The 22,118-nt window shown below is 39.1% G+C and carries 19 protein-coding genes; 11 read left to right on the top strand and 8 right to left on the bottom strand.

Annotated features, from left to right (window positions below; translation table 11 throughout):
* Positions 1 to 298 precede the first annotated feature (298 nt).
* On the top strand, positions 299 to 1,096 hold the full coding sequence (locus V7L12_RS22815; RefSeq protein ID WP_335087755.1) for a hypothetical protein: 798 nt from the start codon (positions 299 to 301) through the stop codon (positions 1,094 to 1,096).
* A gap of 5 nt (positions 1,097 to 1,101) precedes the next feature.
* Here the strand turns inward: V7L12_RS22815 and V7L12_RS22810 are convergent, their stop codons facing one another.
* From V7L12_RS22810 to V7L12_RS22795, 4 genes are all read right to left on the bottom strand, one after another.
* The gene (locus tag V7L12_RS22810; protein WP_335087753.1) at positions 1,102 to 1,563 is read right to left on the bottom strand and encodes a hypothetical protein; all 462 of its coding nucleotides are present in this window, start codon (positions 1,561 to 1,563) and stop codon (positions 1,102 to 1,104) included.
* Between the two features lie 89 nt (positions 1,564 to 1,652).
* Entirely contained in the window at positions 1,653 to 2,312 is a 660-nt protein-coding gene (locus V7L12_RS22805) for a sugar transferase (RefSeq protein ID WP_335087869.1), read from the bottom strand.
* 239 nt (positions 2,313 to 2,551) lie between these two features.
* Entirely contained in the window at positions 2,552 to 2,731 is a 180-nt protein-coding gene (locus V7L12_RS22800) for an STAS domain-containing protein (RefSeq protein WP_335087751.1), read from the bottom strand.
* A gap of 47 nt (positions 2,732 to 2,778) precedes the next feature.
* On the bottom strand, positions 2,779 to 3,594 hold the full coding sequence (locus V7L12_RS22795; RefSeq protein WP_335087749.1) for a WecB/TagA/CpsF family glycosyltransferase: 816 nt from the start codon (positions 3,592 to 3,594) through the stop codon (positions 2,779 to 2,781).
* Positions 3,595 to 4,594: 1,000 nt separating this feature from the next.
* Here V7L12_RS22795 and V7L12_RS22790 point away from each other — a divergent pair.
* The gene (locus tag V7L12_RS22790) at positions 4,595 to 4,888 is read left to right on the top strand and encodes a hypothetical protein (protein ID WP_292778151.1); all 294 of its coding nucleotides are present in this window, start codon (positions 4,595 to 4,597) and stop codon (positions 4,886 to 4,888) included.
* 2 nt (positions 4,889 to 4,890) lie between these two features.
* On the opposite strand, the gene V7L12_RS22785 is transcribed toward V7L12_RS22790, so the two are convergent.
* The 3 genes from V7L12_RS22785 to V7L12_RS22775 form a co-directional block, all read right to left on the bottom strand.
* Entirely contained in the window at positions 4,891 to 5,571 is a 681-nt protein-coding gene (locus tag V7L12_RS22785; protein WP_335087747.1) for a response regulator transcription factor, read from the bottom strand.
* A 22-nt stretch (positions 5,572 to 5,593) separates the two neighbouring features.
* Positions 5,594 to 7,012 carry an ATP-binding protein gene (locus tag V7L12_RS22780; RefSeq protein WP_335087744.1) on the bottom strand — a complete coding sequence of 473 codons (1,419 nt, stop codon included), beginning with the start codon at positions 7,010 to 7,012 and terminating at the stop codon, positions 5,594 to 5,596.
* Positions 7,013 to 7,405: 393 nt separating this feature from the next.
* Positions 7,406 to 9,544, bottom strand: a complete 2,139-nt coding sequence (locus tag V7L12_RS22775; RefSeq protein ID WP_335087742.1) for a hypothetical protein — start codon at positions 9,542 to 9,544, stop codon at positions 7,406 to 7,408.
* 314 nt (positions 9,545 to 9,858) lie between these two features.
* Between V7L12_RS22775 and V7L12_RS22770 the strand changes: the two genes are divergently transcribed.
* The 8 genes from V7L12_RS22770 (at position 9,859) to V7L12_RS22735 (ending at position 19,779) form a co-directional block, all read left to right on the top strand.
* Entirely contained in the window at positions 9,859 to 11,307 is a 1,449-nt protein-coding gene (locus tag V7L12_RS22770) for a GumC family protein (RefSeq protein ID WP_335087740.1), read from the top strand.
* The gene (locus tag V7L12_RS22765; protein ID WP_335087738.1) at positions 11,304 to 12,596 is read left to right on the top strand and encodes an O-antigen ligase family protein; all 1,293 of its coding nucleotides are present in this window, start codon (positions 11,304 to 11,306) and stop codon (positions 12,594 to 12,596) included. Before V7L12_RS22770 ends, V7L12_RS22765 begins: the two co-directional genes overlap by 4 nt.
* Positions 12,597 to 12,643: 47 nt before the next feature.
* Entirely contained in the window at positions 12,644 to 13,915 is a 1,272-nt protein-coding gene (locus V7L12_RS22760; protein ID WP_335087736.1) for a lipopolysaccharide biosynthesis protein, read from the top strand.
* Positions 13,916 to 14,039: 124 nt separating this feature from the next.
* Complete coding sequence (locus tag V7L12_RS22755) at positions 14,040 to 15,104, top strand: polysaccharide pyruvyl transferase family protein (protein ID WP_335087734.1); 1,065 nt, start codon at positions 14,040 to 14,042, stop codon at positions 15,102 to 15,104.
* Between the two features lie 63 nt (positions 15,105 to 15,167).
* The gene (locus tag V7L12_RS22750) at positions 15,168 to 16,136 is read left to right on the top strand and encodes a glycosyltransferase family 2 protein (protein WP_335087733.1); all 969 of its coding nucleotides are present in this window, start codon (positions 15,168 to 15,170) and stop codon (positions 16,134 to 16,136) included.
* A 69-nt stretch (positions 16,137 to 16,205) separates the two neighbouring features.
* Positions 16,206 to 17,183: a glycosyltransferase family 2 protein gene (locus tag V7L12_RS22745; protein ID WP_335087731.1), complete on the top strand. Its 978-nt coding sequence runs from the start codon at positions 16,206 to 16,208 to the stop codon at positions 17,181 to 17,183.
* 391 nt (positions 17,184 to 17,574) lie between these two features.
* Positions 17,575 to 18,597, top strand: coding sequence for a glycosyltransferase family 2 protein (locus V7L12_RS22740; protein ID WP_335087729.1), 1,023 nt, complete (start codon positions 17,575 to 17,577; stop codon positions 18,595 to 18,597).
* A gap of 132 nt (positions 18,598 to 18,729) precedes the next feature.
* Positions 18,730 to 19,779 (top strand): glycosyltransferase family 2 protein, encoded by a 1,050-nt coding sequence (locus V7L12_RS22735; protein ID WP_335087727.1) that lies wholly within the window; start codon positions 18,730 to 18,732, stop codon positions 19,777 to 19,779.
* Between the two features lie 42 nt (positions 19,780 to 19,821).
* Here the strand turns inward: V7L12_RS22735 and V7L12_RS22730 are convergent, their stop codons facing one another.
* The gene (locus V7L12_RS22730; protein WP_335087725.1) at positions 19,822 to 20,385 is read right to left on the bottom strand and encodes a cupin domain-containing protein; all 564 of its coding nucleotides are present in this window, start codon (positions 20,383 to 20,385) and stop codon (positions 19,822 to 19,824) included.
* A 271-nt stretch (positions 20,386 to 20,656) separates the two neighbouring features.
* Between V7L12_RS22730 and V7L12_RS22725 the strand changes: the two genes are divergently transcribed.
* Positions 20,657 to 22,102, top strand: a complete 1,446-nt coding sequence (locus tag V7L12_RS22725; protein WP_335087723.1) for a deoxyribodipyrimidine photo-lyase, 8-HDF type — start codon at positions 20,657 to 20,659, stop codon at positions 22,100 to 22,102.
* Positions 22,103 to 22,118: the final 16 nt, after the last annotated feature.

Genomic DNA, 22,118 nt, shown 5'->3' with positions numbered 1-22,118 from the left:
TACGTCGTTTTAGTAATAACATTTTTTTCTCAGGATTTTCGGCATTTTTATCGCAAATTAATCAATTAATCTCATATAGTAAACTACATATATATTTATTTTTTTCTAGATGCGAAATATTTTGTTACTTGAAATTGTCTAAATTATCACTAAATTATTACCAACTAAGATGGTATAAAGTAAAGTCTATGGTATTTGTTGGGATAGTGATGCCTATGCAAAGGTAATCTAACAGAAAATTTTACTGGCGATCGCGTGAGTGCCGTAGGATTATTTAACGTGAGTTCACAGCCGGGGGATGAAACACCTAAAATCACGTTCTCAAGACCTGCGGAGTTTATTTGAGAACAATATCACCATTGAATACGTGGCAGAACCCCTGAAAGCTATGCCAGCTGATGCGGAGGCGAAAGAAGTGCTGCATTGGATGCAAGCACAAAATTTTGATGTTATCGGCGTTGAGACGGAAGATATTATTAGTGGTTATGTAGAACGCTCTAGTTTGAGCCCAGGCAAAAAAGGTAAATGTAGCGACTATCAACGGGTGTTTCATCCCAAAGAACTAATTGCCATTTCTACTCCACTGATAAAGTTGCTACCCATTTTGCAACAAACTCCGCGATTGTTTGTCTTAGATTGCAATCAGGTAAGTGGTATTGTTACCTGTGGTGATTTGCAAAAAGCACCCGTGCGAATGCTACTGTTTGGCTTAGTAACGCTGCTAGAAATGAATTTGCTGCGGCTGGTGCGGATTTACTATCCCCAAGATTCTTGGCAAAAAGTCCTTAAACCTGAGCGCTTAGAAGTTGCTCAACGACTATGGCGAGAGAGTCAGGAAAGAAACGAAGCCACCGATTTGTTAGATTATCTGCAATTCTGTGATAAGCGAGAGTTGATTTTAAATCAACCAGAACTTCTCCAGCAACTAGGACTAAAATCAAAACGGTTTGGCGAACGTTTCCTCAAGTCTGCTGAACAGTTGCGAAACCGATTAGCTCACGCCCAAAATTTAGTTAGTGGTTCCTCTTGGATAGAATTGATTTCTCTAGCAGAAGCGATGGAGAAACTGTTAATTCATTGTGAGGAAGTTGAGTAAAGTGGTCAGCTTTCTTTAACACTATTGAACCAGCCGATCAAATCCGCTGCTGTCGATAAATCTAATAGCGACTCACTTAGCTTGACTTTATCCATTTTTTTCGCAACCCGATACTCCTGTGGAGTCGTTGCACGAACGCTAATGCTAAAACCTATATGGGGTCTTAGTTTTATTTTTTCGATTTCACCGTGAATCAGTGACATAGAAAAAGTTTTTGCTAAAAAGCTCTTAGAGGATGTTTGAAAAGTTCTCTTGTAGATATCAAAAGTTTTAGCTCCCTCTAAATCCCCTTTAAAAAGGGGGACTTTGATTCCGGTTCGTCCCTTTTTAAGGTGGGTTAGTGGGGATCTAAAAGTGCCTAAAGTCACAGCGAAAAACTTTTCAAACAACCTCTTAAATCCTCTAATTGAGTCAGAGACAATACTTGAATCTGCGATGTCTACGACGGGCAACTCTTGGAGACGCACTCGCGTTCGCTTACACAATTCAATTTTGGAGCAACTGTTGCAAGCTTATTTTTGAGTGAACTTATAACTTTTTTTCTATTAACTGTACGTTAGCAAGCACCGCTCTTATTTGACACAACTTTTAAAGTTTTCAAGATTAGACTAATATCATAAACGATAGACCACTTACGTTGGTAGTCTAAGTCCATGTGAACAATATCTTCAAAGTCTTTAATACTGGAGCGACCATGAGCCTGCCATTCACCAGTCATACCCGGCTTGACATTCAACCGTTCCCAGTGGTGCTTTGAGTAGTGTATCACTTCATTAGGAGTGGGAGGGCGGGTACCTACTAGACTCATTTCCCCCAGCAGCACGTTCCAAAACTGAGGAAGTTCATCTATGCTAGTGCGGCGAAGAAACCTTCCTACACAGGTAATGCGGGGGTCATTCTCATTTTTGAATATCCGATCGCTTTGAGCTTCATTCTTAACTAGATGCTTAAGTTGGTCAGCTCCGACTGACATCGAACGGAATTTCCAAATTCGGAAGTGATGCCCATTCAAACCACAGCGAATTTGACTGTAAAATATAGAACCTGGGCTATTTAACTTAATGGCGATCGCAACAGGAATTGCTACGAATACTGTAATCGATAGCCCGATAACAGCACCCAAGACGTCAATCATTCGCTTGGCTTTACTGATTACAGAGGGATGAACTGGAAGTATAACTTTAGGAACAGTATGGGTATCATCTAGAACTTGCATATCAAAACGATGGGAAGTAAAGGTATTAGACATGGTATTTGCAGTTTCAGTAGATAAGTTTATGAACTCGATCGTCTGTACATTTACTTATTTCAGTAACCTGTAAAAGCGGGAATGAGATTTTCTAATAGGTTAAGCAAGTAAATATGTCACCAGTCAATTTGTTCTTTAAGATATTTGCAATGACGGTAACGATCAATACTTCATGTTTAAGCATTCAACATCTTTACGGCGGCATCCTAATTCTCATAAATTTCAAACACTAAATCCATCTGAGTCAGTTCAAAGATCATCCGAACAGGTGCTTGCAAATTGCAAATTACCGAACAACAGGCACTTGAACATATAGACGAAACCCCCTTAAGTAAAGCGGTTAAGCCTAAACTATCCATAAAATCTACTTTGACTAGATGAATCACCCAAAGAGTGGTGTTACAAGCAACTTTTAATCAGTCTTGGTGATGAATTAAAAGTTCAAATCGTTTTCAAATCCAGATTTATTTCGTACAGCTAATGTGATTTGGCTACTTTGTTCTTCACTTTGGCGTCGAGCAAACGCGTAGGTTAGTACTAAACGTAAAAATATAAAGTTGCCTAGAATATAGCGCTGCCAAAGTCGAGTCGGTTCCATTGCCAGTCGCCACAGCCACTCCATGCCAACAGAGCGAATTGGATAGGGGGCACGGGTCACACGTTCAGCCATAAAATCGAACAGACCCCCCACACCCATACAAGTGATACTAGGCAATTGGCTAGCGTATTGGTTAATCCAAATTTCCTGTAGGGGTACGCCCATCGCCACTAACAGCAGGTGGGGGCGGGCTATCCGAATAGCCTCTAATACTTGCTGCGTTTGTGCTTCAGCAAAATAGCCGTGCTGAGTTCCGGCAATTATCAACCCAGAATATGCTTTCTTGAGGTTAGCTGCCGCTTCTTCAGCTACACCCGGCTTACCACCTAGAAAATAGACTGATAAACCTTTTGCTGCGCCTTCTTTGCACAAAGCCGGAACTAAATCAGTGCCATTTAGATTATGTACCAATGGTGTACCCAAGAAAGCGCTACCCCAACGAACTCCGCTCCCATCTGCCAACAACAAATCACTCTGCTCTAACGCCTTTGCCAATGCTGGGTTTTTGGCAGCAGTTACCATAGTATGGGCGTTGGCATAATACACGCGACCACCCTGCCGCTTCAGCAACTGCACCATTAATAGTTCAATTGCTTCGTATAAAGGCATACGATCAAAATCAGTATCGAGAAAAGTAACTCGGTCTGCCATATAATTTAATGCTCGCCATCTGGAGTTGCAAAATAGTAGAATTCAGAGCATTGCCCATATTTTCTGCTCACCGGAAATTTCCTGACAGTGTTATAAATTAATCGACACAAAGAATTATGGCTGCTGGTAAGTGAGGATTACCTGCAACAAAATTGAAATCTTTGATCTGTCAGGGCTTTTGAGATACTTAACTTTTTAATCTGTAAGTACCATAAAAGATTTGATAATAATTGAGAGTTTATTCACAAGGTTGGGTAAAGACCTAGTGAAGTCTACGTATACTTTCGTGCGCAAATACCGATATAAAATACTATCTGATGGCTACTTAAATTATTTTTTATACAGTATCCTAATGAGGAATAAAATTATCCAGCTAACTATCCGTTTGGCTGTAGCGTACAGATAGTCTAAATTTCATAATAAGATAAGTAAGCACGATAAAATAAACGGATGTTTTATTTTTTCAAAACTGTAAAATAACCAATTTCTAAGCTATTAGTTGAATTTACATTTTTTCACATAGGTTGTTTTTTTAACGCCGATTGACTGACTACACCACATAAAAAACCACAAAAATCAGAGATTTGACAACTACAGAAATAAGATAACAAACAATTATTGCCACGCAGAATTGATGTTGAACAGATGATATGTTGAGTAAAAATATTTTAAGTAGCGAGTGAGAAGTTTTGTTTATCTCGTCATTGCTATAGTCAGGTAATAATGGCATTCTGTGGACTTGTCAGATTGTAATTTTATTGATTATGCTTTTTATCTGTTAATGACTTGAGCCTCTCTGGGAAAAAATAAATCTTTCTTCTTTCTATCTTTTTGCTCTTAACTGATGATTTAGCTCAACTTATTCGCCCAAAGCCTTATTGTTACGTTCATTCAACGCTGATGATCAGCTACGCTGGGCGGTTACGCCATCGCACTTCCTTTACGATCGCTAAAACCATTGTATAGTAGGAATTTCCCATTTGCAGATAAGTCTAAATATATGAAAAGACACCGAATTATGGTTATTGGTAGCAATGTCATGACCGTGCAGCGCGTCAGCAGTCATTGCCTAAAACAAAATGCAGAAGTTTTTCCATATTATTGTATTCCCACGCCTGAAGAGATAACTTTGTTTGAACCTCATGTATTGGTGCTATGTCTGCCCATACCTGAGCAATTCCAGCATCAACTACTTCAGCCTTACATTTTGTGGTCAGAACAACTCGTGAATGACATCTCACCACTAGCTACCACTTTTACAGAATTATCTGCCTGTTTACATAAATTCCTTTAAGCTTAAATCAACCCTTGGCGTACGGCTAAAGCTGCTGCTTGAACGCGATCGTCAACGCTAAGTTTGTTGAGAACCATACGTACATAAGACTTGACGGTTCCAAGTGAGAGGTAGAGTTGGTTTGCAATCTGCTGGTTTGAGCGCCCTTGTGCAATAAGTTTAAGAATCTCGCGTTCACGATTACTGAGAATAGGTTGCGCTATTACCTGAGATACAGGAACATCGGGAGCGACAGCGGTTGACCTAAGCATCCGAGCAACTTTTTGAGCTATTAAAGGATCTAAATAAGCACCACCTTGAAGTATCAATTGAATGACGGCGATCAGCTGTTCCCATTCAATGGTTTTAAGACAGTAACCATCAGCACCAGCTGCAAGCATCCCCATGACCTGGATATCATCGTCGAATGCACTTAAGGCTAGAACACAAGTAGTCAAGCAATTACTTTTTATCTGCTGGGTGGCTGTAATCCCATCCATAACTGGTAGATCAATATCCATTAAAACTACATCTGGTTGGAGTTGGCTAGCTAATTCAACAGCCTCTCCACCGTCCAATGCCTCTCCAACTATACTAAAACCACGTTCTAGGCTAAATTGCCCTTTCATCCCTCGGCGGATTAAAGGGTGATCATCAACTAATAGAACCCGCACAGTTTTATCTTCGTCAATATTAGGCATCATTCTTGCTACATTTGGTTATATTCTATTCATCGTTGCAATCAACTTTATTTATGGCACTTGGGAGAGTAAACCAGAAAGTACTTCCCTCTCCAAGAGAACTTTCAACACCAATGTTTCCTCCGTGAGCCTCAATAATTTGACGACACAAGTACAGACCAAGCCCACTTCTTCCACGATGCCCTCGTCCTTGAATAAAGCGGTGGAACAGCTTTTCCTGAGCTTGCGGTGCAATTCCTGAACCGTAATCACGCACCGAAATCCGCACTTGCTCTTCTCCATAAGGCGTTATCTCAATCAGAATTTCCCTGTTAAGCTTACTTACCCGCACAGCGTTATCAAGTAAATTTTGTAAAACCCTTTGAATTTCTAATTCATCACCATAGACAGTTGGCAGCAATTGAGAAGTTTTACAAACGAAGGCTAACTCATGTGTAGATGTTGCTTTTATCTGCCCAATTACTTTAATTAAAATCTTTTCCCAATTCAGGCGATCGCACATTAAACAAGCGCTGCGTGCTTCATAACGGGAGATATCTAAGAGGAGTTCCACAAGCTTAAGTAGATCCTCATTAGCTTCATGGTACTCTTCAAAAACTTCCTTCCAAGTATCATTTACTGAACCAAAAGCTCCTCGGAGCATACAGTCTAAAGTGTTACGAGTGGCAAGTAAAGGAATACGTAGGTCGTGAGAAAGTGCAGATATCATGTCTTCAAGCTGTTGGTTACGCACCTCAATACTATGTTGACTGTGACGAGTCTTATCAGCCATCGCGTTAAGAACTCCAGCTAGTTGCCCGATCTCATCTATAGAAGAATGGGAGAGTTGCACTTCCATTTGTCCCGCTTGCCAAAGTTTACAAACTTGTGTCAATTTGTTTAATGGAAGTTTGACTCGCCAATGCAACAACTGGATATTTAAAATTGCAACTAACAAAATGATTAATGTGCTGAAAATGTTTATCGCAGTGTTAATATTATTCAAGTGCTGTACACGATTGTTGCGAACCCTCAAAAGCATCTCCTCGTGCTGAATGAGTTTCCCAATCTCGTTGTGCAAGGAATCAAATAAAGTGCTTTTTGTCAGAGCAGAGTTGCTGACAGAACCAGAAAGCGCTTTTTGCTTCAACTCCCTTTGCCACTGGTTATAGATATATCTAATTTTATCAAGTTGCTTTATTTGAGCAGGGTTGTCTTGTACGAGATTGTACAGATGGTTGAAGCTTTTGTGGAAGCTGGGCTTCTTCTGACGATAATCTATAGGATTAGTTCGTCCCTGACTGGAATTTTCCAGAAAACCTTTTTCTTGATTATCTATTACAGCATTGAGTAGACGTTCTCCTTCTCGCCCTACGAATAGAGCATGAGTTACCTGGTCAGATGCCTCATGATTTAGGTGTGCTATCAAGAGGTTGAAAACTTGCTGTCCAGATAAAAACAACACTAGCAGTAAAATACTAGTATGCAGAGGGTTTAAAAAATTACCTTTCCTAGATGAGTGAATTAAGAAAGGTATCAAGCTAATAGCTATCACTACCTAATATCTCTACCACCTTAATTAAAGTTACCTAGAATATTACTTAAAACCCGTATACACCAGTACTGTAAAAGCTTTGCTGGTGTTCATCTGTCATTCAAAAGCGTTAACTGTACATATATTACATATCAATATCCCTCATACTAACAACCCAATTGTATTAAATAATGTCGCAAAAACATACTACTATCTTTTTTACAAAAATTAACATAATACGCAAAAATTAATAATCTTTTAGCTTCGTGGTTTTCTTCCAACTGATATCAGTTGCATGAAACAAATAAATAATGGTAACTTTTTTTATGGAGTTCCATAGTATATTCCTCTACCGTTAGTGCCAATAAAGACTAGTCCAAATTTCTGCCAGCTAGCCTCCATCACATTAGGCTCATTGCCGATAGGTTGGTGTAAAAAGGCGATATTTATCCATGTTTTTCCTTTGTCGAGAGAGCGAAAAACTCCTTCGCCCATACCAACAATTTCCCCATACAAATACAGTGCAGGAATTTTGCTTCCCTTCTGTGCCTTACCAAGGGCGAATAAATAAGCTTTTTTCACTTTAGGAATCTGGGCAAATTTCACACCGCCATTTGTTGAGCGATAAAGTCCGTGAGAGTTAAGACTGAGCCAGACTTCGCCATTAATCCCCGGAACTGTTTTGAGCATAGACCAACTTTCTGAAGGCAATAATGAGTTTACAATCCTAAAGGATGCGCCTCCATTCTTACTACGGTATAACTTGCCACCACTGTAGTAGTAAAAAGTGTTGCCATCTAATTTGTCAGCTACTAATGGTTGACCCCAGTACCACGGGCCTTTGGGACCTTTGGGTAATCCTGATACTTTGCTCCAAGAAAATCCGCCATTGGTTGTGCGAATAGCCTTTCCTTGATTAATAATTGCGACAAATAGATTTGAATTTGTTGCTGACATGGCTACACGCAACGGCATTGTGTTTTTTGGAAACGAGGAAAATTTTTTCCATGTCAGTCCCCCATCTTCCGAAGTTGCTCCCGTATAAGCATTGTTCCATCGATTACCACCAACACGTACCATTTGTGAAGGATTGCTTTCGCTATAAGCAAGGCCATAGGTATCCTGGAACCGAGGACTATTTTTGCCGCCAAACTGCGTACATGGGTAGACATCTAGCCCATTGCTGTGGTTAAATCCATCCGTATCAGCAACACCGCTCAACAATTTAGAGCCACTTCGAGGTGAGACTAGGGCGAAGCTAACTACCTGTTCATGTCCTTTTTCATAGTTCGACCAAACAGATGACTCTGCGTTGATGTTATCTGTGCGCCATGTTCCATACCAGTCTGTTAACCATAACCGTCCAGGAGTTTTTGGGTCAAACTCAATAGCTGAGGTTGCGGAGGCAAAATACCACTTAGGCCACCAGGGCACTTGAGGTTTCAAGGTATGCTTTTTCTGTTGCCATGTAGCTCCACCATTAGTAGATTGAAATATTACACGATCGTTGGTTGTAGAAACATACTGGTCATAAACAATTAAAAGGTGATTGGGATTCTCTGGATCTACAGAAATGGCATTAAATGTAGTTTTGGCGTTACTTGGTGTGATATTGCTCCAAATACTGTTTGCATATTTGCTGACACCTGACGTATGCGTTACATACAGAACTTTGTCCTTTGCGAGAGCCATTCGATTCACTTTTAATGGGCTTCCTGGTATTTTGCTCCAGGTAACACCCGCATCAGTGGATTTATATATGCCATTTCCATAAGCATTGGCATAGACTAGTCCAGACACATTTTTGTTAAATAAAATACCTGCAATTCCAATATTTGCTTCCAAATTTTCGGGAAAGGAGCTAACCTTACCCCATGTTGTGCCACCATCTGAAGACTTCCATAGCCCATTCAACCGCGAGCCAAATAAAATAACATTGGAATTAAAGGGATTAACAGCTAGCCTCTCTCCTAGCCAACGTTTAGTTTCATTGCCGCCCATTCGCAAGTCTATTTTCAGCTTATTCCAGGTTTGACCGCGATCGCTCGATTTAAAAATTGTTCCTAATCTACCCCGGTTAGTAGTGTATTTACCTGCTGCTATGTATACAATATCTGGGTTATGTGGGTCAAGTGCTAAGGCTTCTCCCCCGTAGTAATTGCTGTGTTGCAACCTAAATCTATCTGTTAGCGGAATCCATTTGTAGTCTTTTGAATTCCAACGATAAAAGCCACCCATATCAGTTCTGATGTAGGCTAAATTTCGCTCTCGTGGATGCAAATAAATGCCTGTAACATAACCACCTCCTCCAATAGATACATTAGTCCAGTGATAGCCTGATGTAGTACTCCAACTAGATTTAAGAGGTGTAAATTTGACGACAATAGCCAGCGCAAGTATAGCAATACAAGTTGTTTTTCCTAGCAGCCTCCAGAAACGGCGATCGCTCATTGCTATTTTCATGAGATTTGCAAGTATTTACTTTAATTTACTTTACAAGAAGTAAATTAAAGTAAAGTAAATTAAATTAGGTACAGCTAGGTGGATATCTGGGTGGATAATTTTATTGAACTCTAGAGGATGCTGTCTGCATTGATACAATATTGACCATCAGGCAGTTTTCTGATTGCTGTTTAAGAAGGAAACTTTACTAAGAAATATTAATAAATTTTTAAGCAGTGATGTAGTACGATCCTGTAAGTTTACTTAGGCGAATCGCAAAACCCCACCTAGACTTTGTAATTCCGCAGCCAGTTCCCGACTTTAGAGGATTTTTAATGGCCAATCATACAGAAATCTCTGCGGGTTACCCTAGCAGTTTGAGAAAATTAGTAACGAAACAAGGATGTTGGCAGCGTTACTTACTTCTAGGTTTAGCGACCAACATAGCATTTTGGACTTCAACTTTTCTGTATCTAAAGCTTACACCACCGACCTACACTAGTTCTTCAGCTGTTAATCTGCCAGGAGCATGGTCAAATGCCAATATTAATTTACCAGACATTGGCTATGCTAATTATGAAAATGTGTCTCCATACGCTGCTCTTTCTACTCAAGATCCAAGAGAAATTTATAAATTTATTGCTGAAAGCGAACCTATATTAAGATCGGCGGCAGATCAACTTAATATGTCTTTAGAAGAGTTCGGCAAACCTCGGCTCAAGCTAATAATTAATACTTCCATGATGAGCGTTGACTTCGAAGGCGCGAGTCCCGATGAAGCTCAAAAGAAATCTTTAGCTTTTTACAAAGCCTTGCAAGCAAGACTCAACAAGCTACGAAATCAAGAAGCTACTCAAAGAGATATAGGTTATCAAACGTCCCTAATTTCTTCGCAAAAAAAATTAGCAGATGCTCATCAGCGCCTTGCCGATTACAAAGCACGTTCGGGTTTGAACTCTGAAGATCAAATTAAGGATCTAACAACCAATATTGAACAGCTACGTAGACAACGAGCCGAAATAATCGGTCAACAGCAACAGGCTACTACTCGCCTAGCACAATTATCGAATAATTTAAAACTATCTGCTGGACAAGCTACAGATGCTTTTACCCTTCAAACAGACCAGATATTTCAACAGAACTTAAAAAATTATACTGATGCTACCGCTTCTGTGGTTGTTTTAGAATCCAAATTTTTGCCTAACCATCCGACATTAATTGCAGAGCAAGCGAAAAGAGACGCTGCTCAACAGGCCCTGCTAGATCGAGGTCAGTCTCTTTTAGGGCGAAAAGTTACTTTGGCAGTTCTAAAGCAGTTAAGCCTTAGTAGCAATAACTCTGGTAACAGCGCTCCTCGAGACGCTCTTTCCCAAGAACTAGTTATAGTTCAGGTAGACCAAAAGGGATTCACCGCTCAAGCTCAAGCAATAGAACAACAGATTACCCAGCTTGAGAGTAGGCTGAAGAATTTAACACAGTTGGAAAGCACCTTAGATTCACTCAAGCGAAATACGCAAATTGCTGGAGCGGTCTTTTCCTCCAATTTGACCAGACTGGATATTGGCAAGTCGAATACCTTTGGCTCTTATCCACTGATTCAACTTGTTATACAGCCTACATTACCTGAGAACCCGACTTCACCAAAAGAGAAATTGGTTTTACTAGGTTCAACTTTAGGCTCCCTTTTCGTATCCCTTGGACTGGTGTTACTTTGGTGGCGCGAACGTAAAAATTTAATGTCTGATAAGACTGTGAGTACAGAGAGGAAGAGAATGGAACAATGAAACCTCTAAACTTGGAAGAAAGTCTTGTCTGGTATTGGATAATTAGTACGTATGGATTTTATTTTATTGGTATTTTATATCCTGTAAATTTCGTATTAGCCTGGATACTATTTTTTTACCTATGTAAGCGGCTTTGGAACCAAACAACGCATACTAGTATTGACAAAATAATTAAAGTTTATTGGCTACATTGGGTTTGGATTGTCTCTATTCTGGTTATAGCGATCGCTACAATTGTAGGCTGTATAAATTATGATGTAGGTACAAATCAAACTCTCAGGTCATTAATTAATTGGTTTACAGATTGGGCTTTGCTAGCACTATTTCCATTAAGCGGCTGTCTCAATATTCGACCACAAGTAATCTATAGAGCCGTCTGTATCTTATGCCTTCAAAGTTTGATTTTAATTCCCTTTTTTTATTTAGCTTGGATATTACATTTGCCTGCACAACTATATTCTTCTCCAATTGAAAGATTAATACAGAATGGCGAGCTTTTTTACAATGTAAATCTCTATGGTAGTGATTACGGTACGAATGATGTCCGTCTATTTCTATTTGCACCTTGGGCACCTGCGCTAGGTCTTATTGGAAACATCTACTTCTTCCTTGCTCTTGCAGAACGTAACAATAAGTGGCGCTGGATTGGTATAGTCGGCTCTTTAGCTATGAGTGTAGTATCTGTTTCTCGCTTATCTTTTATAGCTTTACCAATAGTTTTCATATTAGTTTTGTTGTTTACAAAAATTTCTAAACCTACTACGCAAATTGCGATCGGGTTTGTTAGCTTTTTAGTAGGTATTTTTAGCACGTCACTTCTTGGTACTATTAGGGATGCTAAAGAAGCATTTTATAATGCTAGACCGGACTCTTCACGAGTGCATGAAGCCTTAGGTATGATTGCCTTGGATAAATGGAAAGAAGCTCCAATATGGGGTCATGGTTTTCGAGAAGCACCAGGACCTAAAGCATTAGCAGAAATGCCTATTGGCTCTCACCATACTTGGTTTGGTCTCTTGTTTGTTAAAGGGATAGTTGGCTTCGTCGCTTTTTTAGTACCAATTTTATTGAGTTTTATAGTTTTGCTGATTAAAGCACAGAAAAGCACAACTGCCAGAGTAGCATTGTATTTTCTTGTAACTCTATTACTTTTTACATTTAATGATAGCCAAGAGGCTTTAGCTTACCTATACTATCCCGGTTTAATCATCATGGGAATTGCATTCAAAGAAGAAGTGCAGCTTCCTAAATCTTCTCTTCATCAGAAGCCTGAAGCTGCTTATACTTAAATTTTAAATTGATAAAAAATATATAATTGTCTCTTAAGGATACCCTCATGTTAATCAAAAAGCTAAGGCAAAAAGTATCTAGTCAATATGTGCGTAATATTGGTTGGATGGGGGGAGCAGAGTTAGTGAATCGTGTGTTCCGATTGGGAACAACAGTTACTTTATCTCACCTGTTAAATCCTTACGATTATGGATTAATAGCAATCGTTTTGACTACCAATGAATTTGCAACTGTTTTTACCTTAAGATCTGGAATTGGATCTAAGATTATTCAGGCAGCAGAGAAGGATCTGAAAATTATTTGTCAGACATCTTACTGCCTTAATTGGATACTATGTGGAGTAATGTTTATTATTCAGTGTACTGCCGCTTTACCAGTTGCTTGGTTTTATAGTAATAACCAAATTATCTTACCTATCTGCATTATGGCATTAGTCTACTTAATGCTGCCAATCTTTGCAGTTCAGTCTGCCTTAATCCAGCGAGAGAACCGCCTAAAAATTACAGCATTATGCAATGCCACGCAGTCGATCCTAATCAATATTCTCACTATAGGTTTAGCTCTATTAGGGATGGGAATGTGGGCTGTTGTTGTACCTATTGTTATTACGACTCCAGTGTGGATTGTTATCAATCTGATGAATCATCCTTGGCGTCCTACCATGTCGTTTAGTTTTAACAAGTGGCAAGAAGTTGTTAGTTATGCGAGAAATATTCTTGGCGTTGAGTTACTAAATAAGCTAAGAGCTAATCTTGATTACCTGATCATTGGACGTTTTTTAGGAGTCCAGGCGCTAGGAATTTACTATTTCGCTTTCAATGCTGGGTTAGGAATCAGCATGAATGTCATAAATACAATGACTTGGTCTTTATATCCCCATCTTTGTGCCGCTAGGGGGAACGTTAAGCAGTTTCAAGAACGTTATTTTAGTAGCCTAAAAACATTTGCCTTAATTGTATTTCCATTAGTTTTGCTACAGTCAAGTCTAGCTCCATTTTATGTCCCAATTGTTTTTGGGCAAAAGTGGGTAACAGCAATTCCAATATTGATAGTTATCTGTTTGTCAGCGCTACCACGCCCATTTGCTGATGGCGCTTCTATGTTACTTAACTCTGTAGATAAAAGTCATATTAATCTTTACTGGAACCTAATTTTTACTGTTATTTTTACAATTTCATTAATAGTAGCTGTGAAATGGGGAATTTTTTGGGTAGCTGTTGCGGTGCTCATGACTCATCTATTAGCATTACCTCTTTACAGCATTTGGGCTAGTAAATATGTTTTAGATAAAACTCAATCTTTATCAATTGCAAAATAAAAATTAAATAGCTCTCAGTATTTAATTAAAGCTAAGTAAAAATTTGGCTTCTTATAGAAATAGCTTCTTCTAACTACACTCATTCATTTGAGAAATAACGAATAACAACGAGGAACTAAAATTAATGACTACTACCCAACCGCAACATCTGAAAGAACTTCTGCATAAATCACTAGGGAAATTAGAGACATTTCAAGAGTGTGCATTACTGGACTATCCTGACTATCCTAATATTGGCGATCATCTTATCGGGTTAGGTACTGTACTTTATTTAATCAATGTGCAAAAAACAAAAATTAAATATACTGCCAGTCCTAATAACTTTTCTAGCAAAGTAATGGAAGAAAGAATTGGAAAATCTCCTATTTTCCTGCAAGGAGGAGGGAATTTAGGCGATCTTTGGACTGCTCATCAAAAATTTCGCGAACAGATTATTTCCAAATATCAGAACCAACCAATAATCATCCTACCACAAAGTATTTATTTTGTTGAACCAACCAATTTAATGGAAGCAGCAGATGTATTCAACTCACATCCTAATTTGACTTTGTTTGTCCGTGATGACTACAGCTATGAACTGGCTCTAAAATATTTCTACAACTCTCAGGTAATTAAAGCACCTGATATGGCTTTTGAAATGGTCAACTTACCTGGTTTATTATCGAGATATAACCGCAGCAACTCTATTTTGTATCATTATAGAAATGACAAAGAGTTGAATCCAAGTAATTCTCAGACTTTTATTGATTTCCCTAATTTAGTTGTAGAAGATTGGACTTCTTTCAAATATGACACAACTGAACGCATGGAGCGAATTCGGGAAGGTTTGCAAAAAGGTACAGTGATTCCTGGTGAGTGGATATACCGACATCTCTGGAAATACTTCCATAATTATTCCTTTGGATTCAATAGCTTATATAACTCCTCAATGCATCTTAAATCCTTAAGTTATATGCATCATGGGATGTATCAATTCAAACAGCATCGTCTAATTATTACAAACCGCTTGCATGGCCATATTCTCTGCATTCTTATGGGTATTCCTCATGTCTTTCTACCTAATGCTTACCATAAAAATGAGGCATTTTATCAAGCTTGGACTTACTCAATTCCCTTTTGCAGATTTGTAAAAGAACCTTCACAAATTCAAGTGGCTGCACAAGAACTCTTGGAACTATTCCCAAACTAACTGGTTTCTGTACCTACACTAGGAATTACAAAAATCCTTTTACTTTCCATCTGGTTAAACTCTATGACAACTATATCCGTTATTATTCCCGCTTACAATGCTGAACGCACTATATTAGAAACGATAAAATCCGTTCTTCAACAAACATTTTCTGATTTTGAACTAATTATTATTAATGATGGCTCAACCGATCAGACTTTAGAACTAGTGAAGACTGTTGAAGACTCTCGTCTCAAGATTTTTTCATACAGCAATGCTGCTCTATCAGTAGCTCGTAATCGTGGTATTTCTCATGCCACTGGAGAGTTTATTGCATTTCTTGATGCCGATGACTTATGGACACCTGATAAATTAGAGCTACAACTAGCAGCATTGCAAAAACATCCAGAGGCAGGACTTACTTATAGCTGGACTCTGAACATGAGTGAAACAGCAGAGATTTTTCACCCTGGTCATAATGTAGTCTATGAAGGTAATGTGTATGACAAATTATTACTCAGTAACTTTATTTCCAATGGTTCCAATCCTTTAATTCGTAAACAAGCAATTGAATCTGCTGGAGAATTCGACCCAACACTTTCTTCTGTGGAAGATTGGGATTATTGGTTTCGTGTAGCAGAACACTGGGATTTTGCAGTAGTTCCCAAACCTCAAATTCTCTATCGTCACTCTTCAAAATCTATGTCAACTAAAATTGAGAAGATGGAGAAATATTTGCTTATTGTCTTGGAGAGAGGCTTTCAAGCAGCACCACCAGAGTTACAAAATCTTAAAAATAGAAGCCTAGCAAATATCTATCAATATTTAACGGGCATGGAACTGGCTCATGTAACTAATAGAGAACAGGTCAACCAAGCTGGTCGTAAATTGTGGAAGACGGTTTCTTTATATCCTCAGATTTTGCTAGAAAGACTAACTCAGCGTTATTTAATGAAATGGCTGGTAATGCAAGTCCTTTCTCCTCGAATTGCTAAGTACTTGACTCGACCTTTTTCTTTGGCTAGGTCTGTTGCAGTTCCAAGGCTGCAATAGAGGCTGTTGTTATAAAGCAACCTTTTAATACTAATTCGCTAGTAGAATTTAGCAACTTATTGAAATCATATGCCAACTATATCTGTAATTATTCCCGCTTATAATTCTGAGCGCACAATTGTCGATACAATTGTCTCAGTACAACAACAAACTTTTTCTGATTTTGAGATAATTGTGATCAATGATGGTTCAACAGACGGAACTCTTAAGCTACTGGATGAGCTAAAAGATAGTCGTATAAAAGTCTTTTCCTATAATAATGGAGGTTTATCAGTAGCTCGTAATCGTGGTATCTCTCATGCCAAAGGAGATTTTATAGCCTTTCTTGATGCTGACGATTTATGGACAGCCGATAAGCTAGAACTTCAGCTAGAAGCTTTGCAGAAAAATCCAGAGGCAGGTGTTGCTTATAGCTGGACTTATTTTATGGATGAACAAAGTGGAAATTGCCATATGGATCAGCCTATCTTTTTCCAAGGTAATGTTTTGGCTAGTTTATTAACCTGGAACTTCATTGCTAGTGGTTCAAATCCCTTAATCTGTAAGCAAGCGATTGAATCTGTAGGAGAGTTTGAACCTTCAGTATCAGGAGCAGCAGATTGGGACTATTGGCTGCGTTTAGCTGCAAAATGGTCGTTTGTTGTAGTTACCAAACCGCAGATTTTTTATCGTCAATCTTCAAATTCAATGTCATCTAAAGTTGAATTTATGGAAGACTGTCAGTTCAAAGTATTGGAGCGAGCTTTTCAATCAGGATCGCCAGAAATTCAAATCTTGAAAAATCATAGTTTAGCTTATGTCTACCGATATTCTTGTAGGCTCTGCCTAACAAGAATTCCAGGTGATGAAGGAGTTGAAAAAGCAAGTAAAAAATTGGGGAAGGCAATTCAGCTATATCCAAAAATTCTCCTGCAAAAGGAAACTCAAAAGCTACTGATTAAATTGTTTTTGAAAAAAATACTTATAGATAATATTTCTGGATACTTGCTCCAGATTATTAGTAAAATTCGCGTTACTCATATTCAAAAATTAAATATTCATGAATAAAGAATCGGTTGAGGTAAGTTGTAGTACTTGCCACTTGGTAACTCAAATGCATAGTTACTCAGTCTTATTCTGGATAATGGTGGATAGATCGGTTGCTAAGAATTTTAATCAGACTATCCACACACAAAAATTAATGTAGTTTTTAATACAATAGTTTTTAAGTAATGAATACCAGACGGAAATATTTTACATTATCCGGTGAAAAGTTAGGATGTGGGGTTCGTCCTCTGGCTAGACGGATAGCCAGGTGGATAAATATCTCACTTTTTTAGATGCTATCACTAGAAGGTGCGATCATAGCCATCAGGTAGTATTTCCATTGCCATATCAAAGATTACTGTACTATCAGTAAAACCTGATATCAAAACTGAGACTAAAGTCGGTCTGGAAAATGAAAAAAGTTTCTGTAATTATTCCGGTTTATGGAGTCGAGAAATATATAGCTGCTACTGTACAATCCGTTCTTGAGCAAACCTATACAAATTTCGAGCTTCTAATTATCGATGATGCTTCTTTGGACAGGAGTATAAATATTTGTCAGCAATTTACTGACCCCAGAATTAAAATTATTCACCAGGCAAATCGAGGGGTATCTGGAGCTAGAAATACTGGTATTCGCCATGCTCAAGGAGAATATTTAGCTTTTTTAGATGGAGATGACCTTTGGTTGCCAGAAAAATTAGAAAAACAGATTGCTCACTTAGAAAATTCACCAGCAGTCGGTGTTAGCTTCAGTCGTTCTGCTTTTATTGATGAAGCTGGACAAGCTTTAGGTACGTATCAGATGCCCAAGCTTAAAGAAATCACGTCATCTTATTTACTCAGTTGCAATCCGGTTGGTAATGGCTCGGCTGCGGTAATTCGCAGAGAAGTTCTTAAAGCGATTAAATTCCAAGATAATCTTTACGGTGCTAATGAAGATTGTTATTTTGATGAACGCTTACTCCAATCAGAAGATAACGAATTTTGGATTCGTATTTCCATTAAAAGCAATTGGCAAATAGAAGGCATTCCAGAACCCTTGACCTTGTATCGGGTTAATTCAAAAGGGCTTTCAGCAAATATGCTCAAGCAGTTAGATTTTTGGGAAAAGCTAATTGAAAAGACACGCTCCTACGCTCCAGAAATATTTACTCAAGGGGAAACACTAGCTAGAGCTTACCAGTTGCAGTATTTAGCTCGTAATGCCGTACGACTACGAGAAGGTTCAATGGCTGTAAAATTAATTAATCGAGCGTTAATAGCTGACTGGCATATTCTTCTTGAAAATCCAAAAAGTACACTTTTGACACTGGTAGCAGCCTATTTACTTTTACTCTTACCTCAAAATGTTTACAATAAATTTGAAGCTCTAGTTTCAAATAATATAGTAGGGGCTAACCAAAAACGTCGTATTCTTCAAGAATATATCTAGAAATAATTAAGAACTTTTTTATAAATAATTAAAAACTTTCTATGCCTAAAGCATAATTAGATTTCTTGCATAGTGCATAGTAAATTTAATTAAATATTAACTATTAAATAAAATCAAGAGGAATAGTCAAAAATGAAGAAAGTTACTATCATTATTCCGGTTTACAAAGCAGAAAAATATATAGCTGCTACACTGCAATCGGCTCTTGAACAAACTTACAAAAACTTCGAGATTTTAATTATTGATGATGGTACTCCTGATAGGAGTATAGAAATTTGTCAGCAATTTACAGACTCTAGAATTAAAATTATTCGTCAAAAGAATCGGGGTCTACCTGGGGCAAGAAACACTGGTATTCGCCATGCACAGGGAGAATATTTAACTCTTTTAGATGCTGATGACTTATGGTTGCCAGAAAAATTAGAAAAACATGTTAAGCATTTAGATAATTCGCCTAATGTCGGGGTAAGCTTTAGCCGCTCTGCTTTTATTGATGATAATGGGAACCCTTTAGGTATTTATCAAATGCCTCAGATGCAGGGAATAACGCCAGCGATTATCCTTTGCCGCAATCCAGTTAGCAATGGTTCGGTAGCAGTAATTAAAAGAGAAGTTTTTGAAGCTATTGAATTCCAAGACAATCTTTACGGTACAGTTGAAAATTTTTATTTCGATGAGCGATCGCGTCATACTAATGGTGACTCAACAGATGTTGAATGTTGGTTTCGGATGTCTGTTAAGAGCGATCTACAAATAGAGGGTATTCCTGAAGCTTTGACCTTATATAGGGTAAATTCAGGGGGACTATCAGCAAACTTGCTCAAGCAGTTAGATTCTTGGGAATTGGCAATCTCTAGGGCACGTTTATACGCCCCAGAAATAGTTAATCAATGGGAAACACTGGCTAGAGCTTACCAGTTGCGGTACTTAGCCCGTAGAGCAGTCAGCCTGCAAGATGGTGCAATGGCTGTGAAGTTGGTGAATCGAGCATTAGCAACCAACTGGCATATTCTCTCTAAAGAACCACGCCGTACACTTTTGACCCTGGGAGCTGCCTATTTCCTTCGGCTTTTGCCCCAGTTCCTTTACAGTCGAATTGAGACTGTTGCTTTAAAGACTACAGGATATACTCAAAGACAGCGCATTTCACAAGGATTAGGGGGGAGCAACGCGATTTCGTGAGGTCGCCCAAAGGACGTGCATAAATGAGCTTTAACGCAGCTTTCAGATCGAATCACTCACTTGAGTCCCTGTATAATTGGGAACCCAACCTTCGGCATTGGCGCAACCCGCCGCAGGCATCGCAAAATAGCGTACTCCTTTGAAATTCAACGATGCAGTTGGGCTGCACCAATGCTCAACGCCAGCAGGGATGTAGAGATAGTCTTGTGCCTGAACTAAAAGCTGTACCTGACTGCCATCAAGTCGCACGAAGCCATAAATCATTTCTCCTGACAACACATAGAGGGGTTCAGCCGCAGGATGAGTATGGTAACGACCGTAGGTTGCGATCAGGTGGTGAAGATTGAACGAACCTGGATGCACATTTAGTAAGTCACACCAGAGAGCGCCATTTTCTTGCTGAAGAAATTCAAAGACGCTGTTATGGAGTTCTACGCAATAACGTTTCTCAGCCTCAGTTAAAACGTCCTGGCCTAGCAGATTAGGGAAGAGTAGCGATGTTCCTGGGTCGTAGTGTTTGAGTTGAATGCCAAGAGGCTCAAGTTCACGAGCTATTTCGCCTAAATCGCTCTCAATCGTACCGTCGTCAAGTAGTAGGTTAGCCATGACAAAAAGACTAATTAACTGTTAAGAAGAGTATACTCAATTTTGATCTAAAAAACCACCATTCCCGATTGACAAACCGGGGAATAGGGCATGGCGAGAATTATTGAACAAGTTCCTTCCTTGTCTTTTCCCAATGCCCAATGCCCAATACTTCGGCTTCGCTCAGTACAAGTGCCCAATACCCATTAAAAGAATAAATTGATCGCCAGAATGATGCTTATTGGTACCACTAGCATCTAAGCTAGTACGGGTGAACTATATCCAGCATGGAATGTCTGACTTAATTCTGTTTTGGCATCGGCGCGATTTACGCATTTCTGACAATACGGGACTGGCTGCTGCAAAACGGCAGAGTCCGAAGGTAGTGGGCGTGTTTTGCCTCGATCCGCATATTCTAGAACGGGATGATGTTGCTCCTGTGAGAGTAACTTATATGATTGGCTGTTTGCAGAAACTCCAAGAGCGATATGCTCAAGTTGGTAGCCAGTTGTTAATCCTCCACGCTGATCCTGTACAAGCAATACCAGCTTTAGCCGAAGCAATAAATACCAAAGCTGTTTTTTGGAATTGGGATGTAGAGCCTTATTCACAAAAACGCGATCGCACCATTATAAATGCCCTCAAAGAAAAAGGTATTGAGTTTCTTAACCAAAACTGGGATCAAATCCTCAACTCCCCAGATGAGTTACGCACGGGTAGTAACAATCCTTACACGGTTTACACCCCCTTCTGGAAAAATTGGATTACCAAACCAAAGAGTCAACCAGTAGAAACATTGCAAAATGTTGAGGGATTAACAGAAGCTGAACAGGAAATTGCCAAAGTTGCAGGAGCGATCGCATTACCTTCAGCGAAAGATTTAGGATTTATTTGGGATGGAGAATTAATTATTTCACCGGGAGAGGCGGCGGCACAAGAACGATTAGAAGAATTTATTAATAAAGCCATTACTGAATATCAAGAACAGCGCAATTTTCCGGCAGTTGACGGAACATCACAACTGAGTGCAGCTTTAAAATTTGGCGTAATTGGCATTCGCACCGTTTGGCAAGCCACGATAGAAGCACTAGAAAACAGCCGCAGTGACGAAACAGCAGTTAATATCCGCACATGGCAACAGGAATTAGCTTGGCGGGAGTTTTATCAACACGCAATGTACAACTTCCCGGAATTAGCTGATGGTGCTTTCCGCGAAGCCTTTAAGAATTTTCCTTGGCAAACAAACGAAGAACACTTCCAAGCTTGGTGTGAGGGGAGAACTGGCTATCCCATTGTGGATGCAGCAATGCGTCAGTTAAACGAAAGCGGCTGGATGCATAACCGTTGTCGAATGATTGTCGCTAGTTTCCTCACTAAAGATTTGCTAATTAATCCCCAATTGGGAGAAAAATATTTTATGCAGCACCTGATTGATGGTGATTTATCTGCTAATAATGGCGGTTGGCAATGGAGTGCTTCTAGTGGCATGGACCCCAAACCTGTGCGGATTTTCAACCCAGCCAGCCAAACACAAAAATTCGATCCAGAGGGTGAATATATTCGGCAATGGGTATCAGAATTGCAGTCTGTAGATACAGAATATTTAGTTACTGGTAAAATTCCATCTTTAGAACGTCATGCTGTTGGCTATCCTGACCAAATTGTGGATCATAAAATACAGCAACAACAGTTTAAACAGCGTTATCAACAGCAAAAAAATATTAGTGGTGGTGAGTAAAATTGTGAATTTTTTA

Origin of the sequence: Nostoc sp. (assembly GCF_036918245.1) — a bacterium.
In the GTDB taxonomy this organism is placed as follows: Bacteria; Cyanobacteriota; Cyanobacteriia; order Cyanobacteriales; family Nostocaceae; genus Nostoc.
Note: the sequence above shows the minus strand (reverse complement) of the source record. Positions and strands in the feature narration are given on the sequence as shown.

Excerpts from the sequence above, each read along its gene's own strand:
- V7L12_RS22770 (WP_335087740.1), top strand. The coding sequence starts at position 9,859 with ATGGCCAATCATACAGAAATCTCTGCGGGTTACCCTAGCAGTTTGAGA.
- V7L12_RS22805 (WP_335087869.1), bottom strand. The coding sequence starts at position 2,312 with ATGCAAGTTCTAGATGATACCCATACTGTTCCTAAAGTTATACTTCCA.
- V7L12_RS22740 (WP_335087729.1), top strand. The coding sequence starts at position 17,575 with ATGAAAAAAGTTTCTGTAATTATTCCGGTTTATGGAGTCGAGAAATAT.
- V7L12_RS22785 (WP_335087747.1), bottom strand. The coding sequence starts at position 5,571 with ATGATGCCTAATATTGACGAAGATAAAACTGTGCGGGTTCTATTAGTT.
- V7L12_RS22755 (WP_335087734.1), top strand. The coding sequence starts at position 14,040 with ATGACTACTACCCAACCGCAACATCTGAAAGAACTTCTGCATAAATCA.
- V7L12_RS22735 (WP_335087727.1), top strand. The coding sequence starts at position 18,730 with ATGAAGAAAGTTACTATCATTATTCCGGTTTACAAAGCAGAAAAATAT.
- V7L12_RS22760 (WP_335087736.1), top strand. The coding sequence starts at position 12,644 with ATGTTAATCAAAAAGCTAAGGCAAAAAGTATCTAGTCAATATGTGCGT.
- V7L12_RS22790 (WP_292778151.1), top strand. The coding sequence starts at position 4,595 with ATGAAAAGACACCGAATTATGGTTATTGGTAGCAATGTCATGACCGTG.
- V7L12_RS22745 (WP_335087731.1), top strand. The coding sequence starts at position 16,206 with ATGCCAACTATATCTGTAATTATTCCCGCTTATAATTCTGAGCGCACA.
- V7L12_RS22725 (WP_335087723.1), top strand. The coding sequence starts at position 20,657 with ATGTCTGACTTAATTCTGTTTTGGCATCGGCGCGATTTACGCATTTCT.
- V7L12_RS22765 (WP_335087738.1), top strand. The coding sequence starts at position 11,304 with ATGAAACCTCTAAACTTGGAAGAAAGTCTTGTCTGGTATTGGATAATT.
- V7L12_RS22815 (WP_335087755.1), top strand. The coding sequence starts at position 299 with ATGAAACACCTAAAATCACGTTCTCAAGACCTGCGGAGTTTATTTGAG.
- V7L12_RS22750 (WP_335087733.1), top strand. The coding sequence starts at position 15,168 with ATGACAACTATATCCGTTATTATTCCCGCTTACAATGCTGAACGCACT.
- V7L12_RS22775 (WP_335087742.1), bottom strand. The coding sequence starts at position 9,544 with ATGAAAATAGCAATGAGCGATCGCCGTTTCTGGAGGCTGCTAGGAAAA.
- V7L12_RS22730 (WP_335087725.1), bottom strand. The coding sequence starts at position 20,385 with ATGGCTAACCTACTACTTGACGACGGTACGATTGAGAGCGATTTAGGC.
- V7L12_RS22795 (WP_335087749.1), bottom strand. The coding sequence starts at position 3,594 with ATGGCAGACCGAGTTACTTTTCTCGATACTGATTTTGATCGTATGCCT.